We start from the raw sequence: 17,299 nt of genomic DNA on the forward strand, positions 1-17,299 counted from the left end.
ATATGTGGAGGCGCGTGCGTTCGCGTGGTGGGGCCGGGGCGTTGGCGGGTCTGGTCAGTGTGGCGATCGTGGCGGGACTCGCTCCGGCGGCAACCGCGACAAACGCCCCTCGTGCCGTATCCGCGGGGACGAAGTCCGCGGGTGAAGGTTCCGATGCGCAGGAGTCGAGCACGGAGGCGGCTCTGGCGGAGGCCAAGCGCACCGGTAAGCCGGTGGAGGTGACGTCGCTGCGCAGTACGAGTCGCGATGTGTATGCCACGGCCGACGGCAATTTTGAGGCGCGGGAACATCTCCGCCCGGTCCGGGCCCGGGTGGGGGACGCGTGGAAGCCGGTCGACACCGACCTGGTCAAGTCCGCCGAGGGCGCGGTCGCGCCGAAGGTGACCACGGTGGGGCTGGAGTTCTCCGGTGGCGGGGAGACGCCACTGGTGCGCATGGAGAAGTCCGGCCGTGAGCTGGCGCTGTCGTGGCCGGGCAAGTTGCCCGCTCCGCGGCTGGAGGGGGACACGGCCACCTATACCGATGTGCTTCCCGACGTGGATCTGCGGATGGGGGCCCAGGAGGATGGGTTCACGCAACTGCTCGTGGTGAAGTCGGCCAAGGCCGCGGAGAGTTCCGCCCTGGCGGAGTTGCGGCTGAAGATGGCTACCGCGGGCGTGGAGGTCAAGGAAACCGCGAAGGGCGAGCTGCAGGCCGTGGACAAGGGCGCCCGAGGTGCGGTGTTCGAGGCGCCGAAGCCCATGATGTGGGATTCCAGTACCGGTTCCGGGAGCGCGCCGACCGGCAAGTCCGCGCCGCGAGCGGCTGGTGCAGCGGGGGACGCGGCGCCCGCGTCGCAGAACGGTGAGGAGCCGGCGGCCGGTGAGTCCGGCAAGCTCGCACCGGTCGGGGTGGATGTTCCCGCCGGAGGCAAGGAACTGGTGCTGACCCCGGATGCGGAGGTACTGAAGGGCAAGGACACCACCTATCCGGTCTTCATCGATCCGCAGTGGTCATCGCCGCGCGCAGGGGCATGGACGATGGCCTCGAAGTACTGGGCCTCCTCGCCGCAGTGGAAATTCAATGGCGATCGCGACGCGGGTATGGGCTACTGCAACTGGTACTACTGCCAACCCAACGACACCAAGCGGCTCTTCTACCGCATTCCGGTCTCCGAGTTCGCAGGCAAGTCGATCCTCTCGGCGGAGTTCGTGGTGCGTAACACCTGGTCTGCCTCGTGTTCCGATCGCAGTGTGGAGCTGTGGCAGACCAAGGGGATCTCCTCGTCCACGACGTGGAACTCGCAGAACGCTTCCGGGTTCTGGGACAAGAAGCTGTCGACGAAATCGTTTGCCTACGGTTACTCCGGCTGTGCGGCGAAGGATGCCGAGTTCTCGGTGAAGTCGGCCGTGCAGGATGCCGCCAACGGGCGGGATTCGACGATGACCTTCGGTCTGCGCGCGGACAGCGAGACGGACGCCTACGGCTGGAAGCGGTTCTCGGACAAGGCGTTCCTGCGGGTGAAGTACAACCGGCCGCCCGCTCAGCTCAAGATGTCGCAGCTGACGATGGAGTACGGAGGCACCTGTAAGCGGTCTGGCGACGCCGCGCGCGTCCGCACCCTGGGGAAGATCGAAGCCAACGAGGTGAAGGACCCCGACGGCGATAGCGTCTCGGTGCAGTTCCAGGCCAAGTGGGACGGCGGCAGCTGGAGTCCGGCCCGCACCTCATCTAAGAAGTCCAACTCTGAGTTCAAGGTCAGCCTGCCGTCATCGAAGATCCCGACTAACAAGCAGATCAACTGGTACGCCCGCGTCTACGACGGGGCGCAATACTCCCCGTGGTCCTATGCGGGCGACCCGACTGCCTGCTACTTCGTCTACGACACGAAGGTACCCAAGGCGCCGGCGGTGTCCTCGGGCGAGTACCCGGCCTCCGATTCCGAGGATCCCAACGATCCATGGCACGACGGGGTGGGAAAGTACGGGTCGTTCGAGCTCAAGGCCGCCGACAGTGATGTGACGTCATACCGGTACGGCATCAACACCGACCCCAGCTCAAAGAACAAGGTCACTACATCCGGTGGTGCCGCGAAGAGCGCGAAAGTACTTCCTTCCAAGCCGGGGTTGAACTTCATCACGGCCCAGGCCTTCGATACTGCGGGCAACGGGAGCGAGATCCGCACCTATCAGTACCGGGTCAAGGCCGGCCAGCCGGACCGGGCGACCTGGCAACTGGACGAGGCGGAAGGCACCGGTGAATCCAAGGGCTCCACACCCCCGCGCGCTGCGCAACTGCACGGCGGGGCGACCCTGGGAGCAGCCGGGGTGCAGGGCACAGCCCTCTCCCTCAACGGTACCGACGGCTACGCCTCCACCGACATCCCGGTGGTCAACACCAGCGGCGGGTTTGCGGTCTCGGCGTGGGTGAAACTGTCGAAGATGCCCGAAGGGGCGGCGGTCATCGCCACCGAGCCGGGCAACCATTCGCCGGGGTTCGAGCTCTACTATTCCAAGACGTATGACCGCTGGGCGTTCAACCAGTACAAGTCCGATACCGCGGATGCGGGGATCGCCCGCGCGATGGCGGACCAGCCCGGCGGTGTTGCGCCGGACAAGTGGACGCATCTGGCCGGCTCTTATGATTCCGTCCGCGACGTACTAGAACTGTTCGTCGACGGCAAGCTGGTCGGCAAGACCGCCTATGACAGCCCGTGGGAGGCACGCCGCGGCCTGCAGTTGGGAGCCGCCTCCTACAACGGCGCGCCCTCGGCGTTCTTCCCCGGCGCGGTCGACAATGTGCAATTGTTCGACAAGCCGCTGGCCCAGGACGAGATCGACAAGCTGCACGCTCAGCAGACCGTCGGAGACCCTGGCCGTCCCGCGCTCGCTGTCTTCGAACTGGACGAGGCTGCCGAGGCCAAGGAGATCGCCGGACACGGCGGGGTACTGCCTGCCAAGTACAACGGCGGTGTCACCACCGGCGCCCCCGGCATCGCGGGCAAGGGCGCCACGTTCAACGGCAGTGACGGCTACGCGAAGATCGGCCAGACCAACGGGCCCCATCTGAACACCTCACGCAGCTTCACCGTCTCCGCCTGGGCCAAGCTCGACAAAAAACCGGACGGCGCAGCGATCATCACCGCGCAGGCAGGAAAGGAACGCCCCGGCTTCGAGCTGTACTACTCCTCCACCTACAACCGCTGGGCAGTCAACCAGTACTCGGCTGATGCCGCCGATGCCACGCCGATCCGTGCCATGCAGCCAGAGGGCGACAGCGCCTACGTGGGGGAGTGGGCACAGCTGGTGGGCGTGCATGACACCGTCGCCAACACCCTCACGCTGTACGTCAACGGCGCCAAGGCCGGATCGGTCCCGCTGGCCGGGGCCTTCTATGCCGATCAGTCCATGTACCTCGGGGCGGGTAGCTACAGCGGCCAGATCAAGAACCACTTCCCCGGCACCATCGATGACGTGCGCCTGCTGGACCGGCCGGTCTCGGCCGAGGAAGTCCAGCAGATGTTCAAGCAGCGCCCGCTGGTCAAGGGCCGCTGGAACTTCGAAGAGACCAACGCCACCGGCTCCACCACACCGGATCTCTCGGCTGTGAAGCGTCCGATGAACCTGAGCGGGGGCGCAAAGCTAGGCTCAGGGATGATCGACAACAGCGGGTTGGAGCTGAACGGCACCGACGCGTATGCAGGCACCACGCTGTCGCCTATCGACACGAGCGCCAGCTTCACCGTCACAGCCTGGGCTCAGGCGGCGGCGATCCCGGACCACGGCGTGGCTCTGGTCAGCGGGACAGGTTTGCAGCGAAGCGCCTTCACGGTCCGTTTCCAACCTGACCCCAAGGACCCCGAGGGCCTGGGCCGCTGGGAACTGACGCTCGCTGCCAAGGACAGCACCGACTCGCCCGTCACCGTGGTGAGCAACACCGAGTTCTACGACGCACGCGAGTGGAATCATCTTGCGGTGGTCTATGACGGCTTCGCCAAGGAAGCCCGCCTCTATGTCAACGGTGTCCTTCAGGAAGTCGCCTGCGGGGATGCGGACGGCAACGGCGACGCGGACGACGCCGCCTGCCAGGATCTCATCGCCTGGGCCGACAACGTGCTGACCTTCAAGGCTCCTATGGCCCTGCAGGTCGGCAGGGCCAAGGGGGACCCTGCGGGAACGTACTTCGCCGGTGCCGTCGATGACGTGTGGGCCTTCCAGGGCGCGCTGAATGACGCGCAAATCGAGAAGCTGGCCGGCTCTTGGTTCGACATTCCCACCGACGTGCCTGGCGACAGCTGAACCGCGGATGCGGCCGGGGGATCGGTCATCCTCCCCAGGCCGCACCCGCGATGTCAGGTATCCCCTACCAATCTTTCAACGCCGTGCTACGCACCTGTGTGGCCTGGTGTTGTGGCGTGAAGGACTGAATTCTGAAGATGAACGGCATAACAAGACCGGGCCGGTTCGGCTCGTTGCGGCGCAGGGCATCCCTGGCGGTGTCCGCCGTGATGGTGGGCACCTTGCTGCAGGCAGTGAGCGCACCGGTGGCTACAGCGGACGGCGGCGGAAGACCGAGCCTTCCCTCGGCGGAGAACCCGATCAAGGGCGAGGACGGCGTCAAGGTCAAGCCGCGGACGGTGGCGAAGGGTCCGAAGACCCCGAAGAAGGCACCGAAGGCGGCCTGGCCGAAGGCTGGGTCCGCCGTGGTGGACGTCCGGCAACCGTCGGCCAGGGAAACAGGGAAGCCTGTCAAGGCCAAGGGGCTGCCGCTGGTAGTCGGGGCGCCGAAGGTGGCTGCCTCCAAGCGTGCGGACCGCAGTTCCGGTGCGGCAGTGTCGGCGGCACAGGGCGGTGTCGAGGCCCGTGTGCTGAGCCGCAAGGCCGCCGAGCGGGCCGGGGTGAACGGTGTCCTGTTCAGCGTGAATCCGGGGGATGAGAAGAGCGATAAGCCAGGCAACGTCCGGACGACACTCGACTATTCCAGTTTCGCCGAGGCATTCGGCGGTGGCTACGCCGCCCGCCTCACCCTGGTTCAGCTTCCGGCCTGCGCTCTGACCACCCCGGAAGAGCAGCAATGCCGCGCCGTTGAGATGGTCCGGACCGTCAACGACACGGAGAAGCAGACCCTGACCGCCAATTCGGTGGCCCTGCGAGCGTCAGGGCCGACCGTGCTGGCCGCAGTAGCGGACGAGAAGAGCGTGAGCGGCGACTACAAGGCCACTTCGTTGTCCCCGTCGGCGACCTGGGATACGAATCTGAACACCGGTGACTTCTCGTGGTCCTACGACATGCCGGTTCCAGAGGTACCCGGCGACCTGAAGCCGGACGTGGGCCTGTCGTACTCCTCCAGTTCCGTCGACGGACGGACGGGATCAACGAATAACCAGTCCTCCTGGGTCGGTGACGGGTTCGATCTGTGGCCCGGCTACATCGAGCGCCGCTACAAGACATGCGCTGACGATGGCGTAGAGCACGCCGACGGCAACAAGCCCGCCGACCAGTGCTGGGACTACGACAACGCCGTCCTCACCTTCAACGGCAAAGGTGGAGAACTCGTCCACCTAGCCGGTGACCCCGACAAGGATCCCAAGACCGAAGAGTTCAAGCTCAAGCAGGACGATGGAACTCGCCTCGTCCGCAGGGCATCGGCCGATCGCGGTAACGGCGACGACGACGGCGAGTACTGGCGTCTGACCGACCCGCAGGGCGTGCGCTACTACTTCGGCTACAACCGTCTGCCCGGCTGGACAGACGGCAAGGCCACTACCGGTTCGACCTGGACGGCCCCGGTCTTCGGCAACAACGCCGACGAGCCCTGCCACAAAGCGACCTTCGCCGACTCCTGGTGCCAACAGGCCTGGCGCTGGAACCTCGACTACGTCGTCGATCCGCGGGGCAACGCGATGGCGTACTACTACGACCAGGAGAAGAACTCCTACGGCCGCAACCTCAAGGCCAAGGACAACACCCGCTACACCCGCGGCGGTTCCCTCAGTCGCATCGAGTACGGCCTGAAGTCCTCGGCCATGTACGGTGCCAAGCCGCTTGCCAAGGTCGACTTCGCCACCTCGGAGCGCTGCCTGCCTGACAGCAAGACCACCTGCTCGGACATCGGCAAGGACAGCTTCTACTGGTACGACACGCCCTGGGACCTCAATTGCACCGAGGCGGAGGACTGCGACGAGGGCCGGCTGTCCCCGACCTTCTTCACCCGAAAGCGACTGACCGGCGTCACCACCCAAGTGCTCAACGGTGACACCTACAAAGACGTCGACTCCTGGAAGCTGGGCCATCGGTGGGGCATGGCGGACGTCGACTACCAGCTGCTACTCGACTCCATCCAACGCACCGGACACACGGCCACGCCCGCGGTGACGCTGCCGAAGACCACCTTCTCGTACACCCAGCTCGCCAACCGGTTGGACAAGATTGGCGACGGCTACGCACCGTTCATCAAGGAGCGTCTGTCCACGGTCGCCGACGAGTCCGGCGGTCAGGTCGATGTCAACTACTCGGCGCCGGCCTGTGACGCGGGCGCACTGCCCACTCCGCAGTCCAACACCACGCGCTGCTTCCCGCAGTACATCGGTGGCTCGAGCACGGACGACCCGGAACGTCATTGGTTCAACAAGTATGTCGTCACGTCCACGACCAGCACTGACCGTACCGGCGGCGCGGCCGACGCAAAGATCGCCTACGAGTACCTGGGCGACGCAGCATGGCACTACGACGATGACGACGGCCTGACCAAGAAGAAATCCAAGACCTGGTCCCAGTGGCGCGGCTATGGCCACGTCCGGGTCAAGAGCGGGGGCCAGGGCGGCGGCGACGCGCTCAAGTCGCAGGAGGACACCTACTTCCTGCGCGGCATGGACGGCGACCGCAAGGACACCTCCGGCGGTACCAAGAGTGTCTCGGTCAGCCTGGGCAGCGGCGAAGGCGACCCGATCACCGACCACGAGTCCGCTGCGGGCTTCGCCTACAAGACCGTCACCTACTCCGGGCCGGGCGGCAAGGCTCTGGAAAAGACGGTGAACCGCCCCTGGCACCACGAAACGGCGAAGAAGACCCGTGACTGGGGCACGGTGACGGCCAACTTCACCGGCACCGGGCACTCCAAGACCTGGACCTCGCTCGACGACGGCGTCGGCACCGACTGGCGCATCACCTCGACTGCGACAGACTTCGACACGGTCGCGGGCCGGGCCACTCAGGTCGACGATTTCGGCGACAACGGCACGGCGGCCGACAACCAGTGCACTCGCACCGTCTACGCCACCAACACCGAAGACAACATCCTCACCTTGCCCGCGCGGGTGGAGACCGTCGCCGCCGAGTGCGCCGACACCACGCTTGACCGCACCAAGCTGGTCATCTCCGACGTCCGCACCGCTTACGACGGCGGTGCCTACGGGGCAGCGCCCAGCAAGGGTGATGCCACCGCAACCGCCACGCTCAAGAAGCACGACGGCAAGACGGCCACCTACCTGGAATCCGGTGCCACCTTCGACGGCTACGGCCGTCAGCTGACCACCACGGACCTGACAGCCGATGTCACCGCCTCGGGCAGCGACGCTCCCACCCGCTCCGTCCGTTCGGACGGCCGCAAGTCGACCACCGCCTACAGCCCGGCCACCGGCTTCCCGACGAAGGTCACCGCAACCACCCCGCCGGCCAGGGCCGCCGATGCCGCATCGGTTCAGACCATGGTCACCGAACTTGAGTCGCTGCGTGGCCAGCCCAAGGCCGTCGTGGACACGAACGCCAAACGCACCGAGATGACCTATGACGCGCTCGGCCGCTCAGCGAAGGTCTGGCTGGCCGATCGCAAGACCAGCGAAATACCCAGCCACCAGTTCACCTACTTCGTGGACGAGGGCCAACCGGTTGCAGTCCGCACCCAGAGCGTGAACAACGAGGGCGGGCAGGTCGCTTCATACACGCTCTACGACGGGTTCCTGCGCGAGCGACAGACTCAAGCGCCCGGCCCCGATGCTGGCCGCGTCCTCACCGACATCTTCTACGACGAACGCGGCTTGAAAGCCAAGGCGTTCGCGCCCTACTACACAAAGGGCGCACCTAACCGGGGACTGTTCAAGCCCGCCGACGCGCTCAGCGTGGAGACCCAGACACGCACCACGTACGACGGCCTGGAGCGCCCCGTCGAGGAGCGGCAGATCGCCGGAAACGGCGACGGCGGCACCGTACTCGGCATCACCAAGACGATCTACGGGGGCGACCGCACCACGGTCGTCCCGCCCGAGGGAGCCACCGCCACCACCACCCTCACCGACGCCCGGGGCAAGACGACCCAGCTGCGCCAACACCACACCCCCAGCCCGAGCGCGGCCTTCGACACCACCTCGTACGGCTACACCCCGCGAGGCGAGCTCGAAAAGGTCACCGACCCGGCGGGCAACAAATGGTCCTACAGCTACGACCAACTGGGCCGCCAGATCGAGACCACTGACCCGGACAAGGGCACAACGAAGAGCAAGTACGACGACCGCGGCCAGCTGACCACCACCACCGACGCCCGCGGCACCGTCCTGGCCAGCGTCTACGACAACCTGGGACGCAAGACCGAACTGCGCAAGGACAGCGTCTCGGGCGAACTGCGCGCCCAATGGGTCTACGACACCATCGCCGGCGCCAAGGGACAGCTCGCCGAGTCCACCCGCTACGTGGACGGCGCCGCCTACACCTCGAAGGTCACCAGCTACGACCGTCTGTACCGGCCGATGAAGACGGCCATAGTGATCCCGGACAAGGAAGGGGCCCTGGCAGGCACCTACCAGACCGGCACCGACTACCTGCCCTCCGGCCTGGTGGGCACCGTGAGCTACTCCGCCGCGGGCTCACTGCCCGGAGGCAGCTACACCACCACCTACCAGAAGGAGACGCTGCGCCCCATCTCCGTCCTGGGGGACGGCTTCCAGGCCGACACCAGCTACTCGCTGACCGGCAAGCCGCTCCAGTACGCCCTGGGAAGCACCGGTGGAGGCAAGAAGACCTGGGCCACCAACACCTACGAGTGGGGCACCCAGCGCCTGGCCACCTCCCGCATTGACCGCCAGGACCAGCCCGGCGTCGACCAGCTCGACACCTACGGCTACGACCAGGCGGGCAACATCCTGTCCGTCTCGGACGTCTCCCGCACCGGCACCGACACGCAGTGCTTCACCTACGACTACCTGCGGCGCATGACCGAGGCGTGGACCCAGGGCGAAAAGACCTGCGCCACAGCTCCGGCCGGCGACAAAACCGGCGGCCCCGCGCCCTACTGGCACTCCTACACCTATGACAAGGCGGGCAACCGCCTCACCGAAACCCTCCACGACACCAGCGGCAACAGCACCAAGAACACCCAGCGCGACTACGAATATCCCAAGCCGGGTGATCCGCAGCCGCACACCCTGAGCTCGGTCACCACGCACCTCCCCGGCGGAACTGCCACCCAGGATTCCTACGGGTATGACGAGACCGGCAACACCAACACGCGCACGGTGCGCGGAGATACCCAGAAGCTGGCCTGGGACGCCGAAGGTCACCTCGCCAAGGTCACCGAACCCGTCGAGGGCGAGAAGGACAAGGTCACCGAGTACGTCTACGACACCGAGGGCAATCGCCTGATCGCGCGTACTCCGACCGAAAACACCCTCTACCTCGGCCACTCCGAAGTCACCCTGCCCAAGGGGGAAGCCAAGGCCAAGGCCACCCGTTACACCCCCCTCGGCGGCGGCCACCAAGCCGTCAAGGAAGACAACGGCGCCGTCACCTTCACCACCGCCGACCACCAGGGCACCGGTCAACTTTCCATCAAGGCGAACGACCTGGCCCTCACCCAGCGCCGCACGCTGCCCTTCGGCAGCCCGCGCGGTGAAGCACCGAAGTCCTGGCCCGGCAACAAGGGCTTCGTCGGCGGCACCGACGACACCAAATCCACAGGGCTCACCCATCTGGGCGCCCGCGAATACGATCCTGCCACCGGCCGGTTCATCTCCGTCGACCCGATCATGGATCTGACGAACCCCCAGCAGATCAACGGCTACAGCTACAGCAGCAACAACCCTCTTACCTTCAGCGATCCCACAGGGCTGAAGGAGTGCGCCGGCGACTACTGCAGGCCCGACGAGGACTGGATTGACCGCCACGGCGACTACCACAAGGGCAACAAGAAGAAGGGCACCGTAACCAGCAAGGGCAGTGGCGGCGGTGGCGGAGGTTACCGAGGCGGCGGTGGCGGTGGCGGTGGCCGTGGATACAGCAGTCCGCAGCCATCCCCCAGTGCCAACCCAGCCCCTGTTCCCGGCCCCTACCCCGACGCCAATGACCCGGTCCTGGACTTCCTCACAGTCATAGCGGTTGTCGCTGCACCTGACACCGACGCATGGAAAGGCTGCTGGAACAAGCACGGGTTGGGGGACTGCGCTAGCACGCTCGCGGACCTGCCCACACCCGCCAAAGCGTTGAAACTCCTCAAGCTGCGCAAGCTCGAGGAAGGTGAGGAAGCAGCAGAGACGGTCGGGAAGACAAAGAAGGGCCGATCATCCGACTGCAAGTGCTTCCTCGCCGGCACCGACGTCCTCATGGCCGACGGCACGAGCAAGAACATCGAGGATGTCGAGCTCGGCGACAAGGTCCTGGCCACCGACCCGAAGACTGGTGAGACCAGAGAACGCGAAGTCACCGCGACGATCGTCACTGACGATGACAAGCAGTTCACCGAACTCACGATCGCCACGCCTGACGGCGCCGAGAAGCTGACCGCCACGTATGAGCACCCCTTCTGGTCCGTTGACCAGAAGGACTGGGTCGAGGCCGGAGACCTTGAGCCAGGCACGACCCTGCGCACGGACGACGGCCGCACCGTCACCGTGAACGCCAGTCGTGAGTACAGGGACCATCAGCGCACCTACAACCTCACCATTGAGGGCTTCCACACGTACTATGTGCTCGCCGGACAGACGCCGGTTCTCGTTCACAATTCAGGACCGAACTGCGGGGTTCCGCTTGGCGGGAAGAGCGGTGATCGCCTTGGCGGGGAAGACTTCCACGGCAGCGAATATTCCCTGGATGAGATCACTCAATTCGTGAACGGGCATACGGGTGATGGGAATTCGGCAATGGGTAGACCTTCGGTGGCAGAGGTAGAAACCACGTTGAGGCAAGCCGGGCCGCGCCAACTGGAGAAGCAGAATTCATCCCGATTCGATCATAATGGCGTTCGCGTCATCGTCAACTGGGATATGCCATGGAAGTCGACAGCCTACTATCCGGGAAGGTGATGTCATGTCAGAAGTTGAAGCACGTGATTGGCTAGGTCGCCACCTGGGAGTTGCTGAAGCAGCCCACCTTGAGCGAACTGCTGTCAGCGTCGCCCCAACTCGTTCGTTGGACCTGGTCACGCTGCTGCTTGGGTGGTACGAGCATGTGGCCCGGATGGAGAGAGAGCTTGACCTTCCAGATTCTGACAGGTCTGTCTGGGGCGCGCATGACTTGATTGCCGCCGACTCCCTGCGGGATTTCATCGCCCGAGGACTGGAATTGGTCCCTGAAGATGAGTCGAGAAATTTCCTCATCGCCCTAAATGAGGCGGATTCGAGATTTCTCTCCTATACAGAAGACGATGAAGCGGGTATCATTCTTCGGCTCAATGGCGATGAATCTCAAGCGCGTGGATGGTGGTGGAGACGCATTCCGTGCTCTGGACCGATACGTAGGGATCTCGACCGGTTTTCTGCGTCATTCTAACAATTAAATACGGCCGTCTGTGGGCGGCAAAGAAATGCCGGAATGCCCCACCAGAGATTGTTCCTGGTGGGGCATTCCGGTGGGCTTGACGGCAGCAGTTGACGGCAACGTCAGCGGACAGCGGCTCTGGCGAGGGGCGGGCGATCGCCGTCGTGGGGGGTGTCACGGCCGTCCGCCGGGTCGCGGTAGAGGGCCGTGCTGAGGGTGTCGATGGCGTCGCGCTGGAGGCGGAGTCGGACGTGGGCGTAGACGGTGGCGGTGACGCCGATGTGGGCGTGGCCGAGGAGTTCCTTGATCACGACGAGTTCCACCCCTTGCTCCAGGAGGAGCGTCGCCGCCGAGTGACGGAGGTCGTGAAACCGGATGCGGCGGAGCCTGGCCCGGCGGAGCAGGGCGGTGAAGTGCCGGTCCGCTTCGGCCAGCGCCTGCCGACGGTGTGGAAGAAGGACAAGCTCCTCCTGCACCAGCGCCTGGCCACGCGAGGCCTGCCCGAGGCGGTGGTGACGCCGGCGCTACGGGAGAACTTCGGCCACTTGATGAACCGCGCGGTGCACGAGTACGCCACCGGTCTGCTGCGCGGGTGGGGCAAGGACCTGCACCTCATCGATCTGGGGTATCTCGATGCCGCGGTGCTCGCCGAGACGGTCGAGCGGGCCGCGCTGAGCCCGGCCGAAGCGGCCCCGTATCGCACGGGACTGTTCCTGATCACGGCTGTCGAACTGGCCCTTCGGTCCCTGTAGACGTCCTGTCCATCACACGAGCGACTTCGGCTCAATAGGCCCCAGAGTCCTGGGCGGACACACCAGGATGGGGCGGGTGACGCAGTCCTCACCCGCCCCGAAACCGTCCGGCTCCCCGCAGCAAGTCGGCTACCAGAGCGATGCGCGCTTCGAGGACATCGCGAACGCCTCCTGGTGGGCCATGGCCGCCCGCCTGCCCCGCACGATCGGCGCCGCCACACGACTGGGCTGGGCCGTTGACCCCGCCGCCGTGCTCTGGCTCGCACTGTGCCAGCTAGTCGTCGCCCTCGCCTCAGCCGTCGCGCTCGCCGCACTGCCCGGTGCGATGAACCACCTCTTGACCGGCGGACCGGTCGCCGACCGGGTGAGTGCTGCAACCGGCTCGCTGATCGTCGTCGCTGTCGCCACCGGGGTGCGGGCCGGGGCGGACGCGCTCGCCGTCTACGCCTCCGCCCGCCTGGCCCCGGAAGTCGCCACCGAAGCCGACCTGCAGATCCTGGCCGCCACCCCGCAGGTGGAGCTGGAGGCATATGACCGGCCCGGCTTCACCGACCGCCTCCAGGCCGCCGGCAAGGGCGCCGAGGCAACCGAGACCCTCATCGGCGACGCCCAGGCCCTGACGTCCGCCCTCGCCCAACTCATCGCCGCAGCCTCCGTCCTGACGATCCTGCACCCGCTGCTACTGCCGCTGCTCGTCTTGGCCGTCGTGCCCAAGGGCGCGGCCGCCATCACCACCGCCCGCATCCAACACCGCGCCGACTACCAGAACATCTCCGACAACCACCTGCGCTACCTGGTGCGCTACTACTCCACCAACCAGCGCACCGCCGCCGAGGTCCGCGCCACCACCATGGCCGGCTTCCTGACCACCTGGTACCGGCAGATCACCGACCGGATCAAAGCCACCCACCGCCGCGCGGCCCCACGCGTCCTGCGCGTCACCCTGCTCGGCTCCACCCTCAGCGGACTGATGCTCGCAGCCACCTGGGCCGCACTCGGGTGGCTGGCCGCCACCGGGCGGATGGAACTGGCCATCGCCGCCACCGCGGTCATCGCGGTCCGCACCTCCACCGGCGCCCTGACCTCCCTGGTCATGGCCGCAGCCCGGCTCTTTCGCACCTCCCTGTACTTGGAGGACTGGCAGTCCTTCCTGCGCAGCGCCACAGCCCTACGCGCAGAACGCGGCACCACCAGGATTCCGGCCGGGGCACCCGCACAGATCCGCGCCGAGAACGTCTCCTACACCTACCCCGGCGCCGACGTCCCGGCCGTAGACAACGTCAGCCTCACACTGCGCCGCGGCGAACTGATCGCGCTGGTCGGAGAGAACGGCTCGGGCAAGACCACCCTCTCCGCCCTGCTCACGGGCCTGCGCGTCGCAAACACCGGCGGCAAGGTGACGTGGGACGGCGTGGACCTGGCCGAAGCCGATCCGCACAGCCTCTGGCCCCGAGTGGGCCTGGTCCCGCAGGACTACACCCGCTGGCCCATGAACCTGCGCGATAACATCCACCTCGGCCAACCTCGCACCCAGGACGACGCTTTGCTCCTGGCAGCCGCGCGGGCCGCCGGCGCGGACAGCGTCATCGGACAAGTCCCCTACGGCCTGGACACCCTGGTCGCGAGCTCCAACTGGGGTGGCACCGACCTGTCCGGCGGCCAATGGCAGCGCATCGCGGTCGCCAGGGCCTTCTACAGGGAGGCGGCCATGCTGATGCTGGACGAGCCGACCTCCGCGATGGACGCCCGAGCCGAACACCTGGTGATCAGCCGGTTCAAGGAACTTGCCCAGGGCCGGGCCGCCGTCTTTGTGACGCACAACCTTGAGAATGCCCGCATCGCTGACCGGATCATCGTTCTCGACGAGGGCCGGGTCCGCGAAGAGGGCACATGGCAAGAACTCATGGATCAAGGCGGGCTTCTCGCCGAGCTCTACAAGCTGGCACAAGACCGCTGAACAACATTCCACCCCGGCGGTTCGGATGACTCTCTGTGTACTCGCCACCCTCGTCTGACGCCGCGGACCTCGCCACCGACCACCGTGATCTACGACGTGGCTGACCCGCCGCATACAACCGTCGGCGTAGACCCGCGGGTCCTGCTCTTTCGATGTGCTGAGCAGGCTGCACCGGGTGGTCAGGCTGCTTCGGCAAGGGACATCCCGCCCCAGCCAATTCCTCTTACGCTGCGGATCCCGACACGCTCGCCGCTTTGGGTAGCCGGCGCGTTGGGGTGGGTACCCAGTTCCACTCCAGCCCCTCTTGTTCCGTCAAGGGGCGAGACGGCTTCTGACCCAGGCCAGGGCCACGCAGAGATGAGGAAGCGATTACGACCGGTCTCCATGCTCACGCCTACAGCGTTATGGCTCTGAGCCCTGGGGGGCTGACTGGGTCGGCTCCTTGGTGATTGTGGCCGCTGTGGTCGGTCTGATCATCATCGGGACGCTGTTCTTGCGACGATCGCGACGCTAGCCACCGCTTGTGGGCGGTGGCCGGCGGCCGGCGGCCCTCACCGGCGGGGCGGGGGTGGGGGAGTGGGGTGGCACGTCGTTTTGTGCGGCCCGGGATGTTGTGGGGCGCCGGTGTTGATCGTTCGAGTATTCCCGCACTATATTGTGCGGGAATTCCCGGACGATTGGAGTGGTGTGATGGCTGCGGCCCGCACGTACCAGCATCCCGACACGGCTGACATCGCGCTGGCGCGTGTGTTGTTCGCCCTCAGCGAGCCCCTGCGCCTGTCGATGGTGGGCATCTTGGCGAAGCGGGGTGAGGTCGACAGTTTGGAGTTGGGCCCGGATCTGCCGCGCTCGACGCTGACCCACCACACGAGCCTGCTGCGCGAATCCGGTGTGGTGTTCGTGCGCGCCGAGGGACGCAAGTGCCTGATCCGGCTGCGCACCGCAGATCTCGAGAGCCGGTTTCCCGGCCTGGTGGGAACCGTCCTGGCCGGCTACGCGGACGAAGCCGGCCAGGACGAAGCCGCGGGGGGCGCCGGCCAGGACGAGGCCGCCGCGGACGATGCCGGCCAGGTCGGGGCCGCGGGGGGTGCCGCGTGATCGGTAAGGTGTGGCCGCTGGTGGTCGCCGCGCTCTCCCTGGGGATCGACGCCTACGTCCTGGCGGGTGTCCTGCCGGACATGGCCGGCTCTCTGGCCACGACGGCCGGGGCGATCGGACTAGGTGTCACCGCGTTCACCGCCGCCTACGCGGTAGCGGGCCCCTTCCTCTCCCGCGCCCTGGCCGGCCGGCCGGCCAGGACTGCACTGCTGGTTGCGCTGGGCGCCTTCAACCTCGGGAATCTCGCCACCGCGCTGGCCCCCACCCTCGGCGTCTTCCTGGCCTCGCGTCTCGTGGCGGGTGCGGGGGCCGGCGTGCTGACAGCGGTCGCCACCGCGACCGCCGGAGCGCTGGTGGCCGGCCACGAACGCGGGCGCGCCATGGCGCTGGTGACCTTGGGCCTGTCCACCGGGACCGTCGCCGGTGTGCCGCTGGGCATGCTGATCGGCGAGCACATGGGCTGGCGCGCCACGATGGGCTTCGTCGTGCTCATCGGCGTGTTGAGCATGCTCGCCCTCGCTCTGCGTTCGAGCCCGCTGCCCCCACTGCCCGCCGCCCGCGGCAGGAAAACCCGCCCCATGCTCGGCAGCCCGCGCGCCGCATCCGGCATCGCCCTGTCCTTCGTCCTGGGCACCGCCAGCCTGGGCCTTTACACCTACCTGCTGCCCATGGCCGACGGGCGCGGCCTTGACGGCTGGGGCTTCACACTCATCTGGACCTGGGGCATCGGCGGCGTCCTGGGCGCTGGCCTGATCGGCCAACCCCTCGACACCTGGGGCCCCCGCCGGCTGCTACCCCTGATCCCGGCCCTCCTCCTGGCCTCCTTCCTTACCCTCTGGTCTACCGACCACCCGGCGGCCTGGCTGATCGCCACCGCACTGTGGGGCGCGAGCGGCTGGATGAGCGTGCCCATCCTGCAACAAACCCTCACCCGCGACCGCCCCGAGCAGGCCATGACCCTCATCGCCCTCCAGATGGCCGCCATGTACCTGGGCTCCGCCGCAGGATCAGCAGCCGGAAGCACCCTGCTCGCCACAGGCACCAGCCCCGGCGCACTGCCCGGATGGGGCGCCCTCGCCGCCGCGGGCGCCCTCGTGCTCGCCTGGCTCACCGCCCGGCTGACACCCCGCCCCGGATCCGCCACGCCGCATACCAGCCCTCTCCCGCACACTCCCGAGGCACAGCACACGCCGGCCGCCTCACGCTGCCCGTAACGGCCCCGGCCCCGGCGCCCGCGACCCGCCCGGGCCCGGTTAGCGGCACGCACCGCCGGCGGCCGGCAGGATCGTCAGCTCCGAAAATGCCTCGAGGGACGGCTCGAAGTAGCGGCGCACGTGCTCTGGCTTCTGGTGCCAGGACATGGGCCATCCGCATCACGCAGGCAGGCTCCCTGCTCCCCGAGCGAGTCAGCGCAAAATAGCGGTACTCGTGCAGGTCCCAGCCGCGGTGAGCAGGGCATCGGGTCTGCGTCTGGGCCTGCCGACGACGCCCGCCACCGGCTGGATCTTGTCCGGCAGAGGCAGCAACTGCGTGACGTCGCCCAAGGTTTCCGCCGGTCAGCGACACCGCGAGCGGGGTGCCCTGGCTGTCGGCGACGAGGTGGTGCTTGCTGCCCGGCCGCGCACGGTCGACCGGGCTCTGGCTATCAGTCCCCTCGTACTCTGGCGCCCGGATACTCCGAGCGACGCCTACCGGGGGTTCGGCCTGGAGGGAGCTCACGAGATCAGGTTCCCGGTCAGCCCCAGGGCTCAGCTCGTGCTCGTCCCCGGCCA

The 17,299-nt window shown here is 66.9% G+C and carries 7 protein-coding genes and 2 pseudogenes; 7 read left to right on the forward strand and 2 right to left on the reverse strand.

Annotated elements, in window-relative coordinates; translation table 11 throughout:
* Nucleotides 1-2: 2 nt before the first annotated feature.
* The 3 genes from AB0M70_RS37650 (at nucleotide 3) to AB0M70_RS37660 (ending at nucleotide 11,732) form a co-directional block, all read left to right on the forward strand.
* Nucleotides 3-4,277, forward strand: a complete 4,275-nt coding sequence (locus tag AB0M70_RS37650) for a LamG-like jellyroll fold domain-containing protein (protein WP_365827565.1) — start codon at nucleotides 3-5, stop codon at nucleotides 4,275-4,277.
* Nucleotides 4,278-4,414: 137 nt separating this feature from the next.
* Nucleotides 4,415-11,266, forward strand: a complete 6,852-nt coding sequence (locus AB0M70_RS37655) for a polymorphic toxin-type HINT domain-containing protein (RefSeq protein WP_365827567.1) — start codon at nucleotides 4,415-4,417, stop codon at nucleotides 11,264-11,266.
* Between the two features lie 4 nt (nucleotides 11,267-11,270).
* Nucleotides 11,271-11,732, forward strand: a complete 462-nt coding sequence (locus AB0M70_RS37660; RefSeq protein WP_365827569.1) for a hypothetical protein — start codon at nucleotides 11,271-11,273, stop codon at nucleotides 11,730-11,732.
* Between the two features lie 110 nt (nucleotides 11,733-11,842).
* On the opposite strand, the pseudogene AB0M70_RS37665 reads toward AB0M70_RS37660, so the two are convergent.
* A pseudogene (locus tag AB0M70_RS37665) lies at nucleotides 11,843-12,133 on the reverse strand (tyrosine-type recombinase/integrase); the annotation flags it as partial.
* Between AB0M70_RS37665 and AB0M70_RS37670 the strand changes: the two are divergent.
* The 4 genes from AB0M70_RS37670 to AB0M70_RS37685 all read left to right on the forward strand — a co-directional run bounded on the left by AB0M70_RS37670 (nucleotide 12,074) and on the right by AB0M70_RS37685 (nucleotide 16,741).
* A complete protein-coding gene (locus AB0M70_RS37670) occupies nucleotides 12,074-12,472 on the forward strand; it encodes a hypothetical protein (protein ID WP_365827743.1) in 399 nt (132 codons plus the stop codon). The pseudogene AB0M70_RS37665 and the gene AB0M70_RS37670 sit on opposite strands and share 60 nt — an antisense overlap.
* 67 nt (nucleotides 12,473-12,539) lie before the next feature.
* On the forward strand, nucleotides 12,540-14,429 hold the full coding sequence (locus AB0M70_RS37675; protein WP_365827571.1) for an ATP-binding cassette domain-containing protein: 1,890 nt from the start codon (nucleotides 12,540-12,542) through the stop codon (nucleotides 14,427-14,429).
* Nucleotides 14,430-15,119: 690 nt separating this feature from the next.
* Nucleotides 15,120-15,527 carry a helix-turn-helix transcriptional regulator gene (locus tag AB0M70_RS37680; protein WP_365827573.1) on the forward strand — a complete coding sequence of 136 codons (408 nt, stop codon included), beginning with the start codon at nucleotides 15,120-15,122 and terminating at the stop codon, nucleotides 15,525-15,527.
* On the forward strand, nucleotides 15,524-16,741 hold the full coding sequence (locus tag AB0M70_RS37685) for an MFS transporter (RefSeq protein ID WP_365827575.1): 1,218 nt from the start codon (nucleotides 15,524-15,526) through the stop codon (nucleotides 16,739-16,741). Before AB0M70_RS37680 ends, AB0M70_RS37685 begins: the two co-directional genes overlap by 4 nt.
* Before the next feature lie 246 nt (nucleotides 16,742-16,987).
* On the opposite strand, the pseudogene AB0M70_RS37690 reads toward AB0M70_RS37685, so the two are convergent.
* Nucleotides 16,988-17,165 (reverse strand): annotated as a pseudogene (locus AB0M70_RS37690) (IS5/IS1182 family transposase); the annotation flags it as partial.
* Nucleotides 17,166-17,299 lie beyond the last annotated feature (134 nt).

The organism is Streptomyces sp. NPDC051214 (assembly GCF_040682375.1).
Lineage (GTDB): Bacteria > Actinomycetota > Actinomycetes > Streptomycetales > Streptomycetaceae > Streptomyces.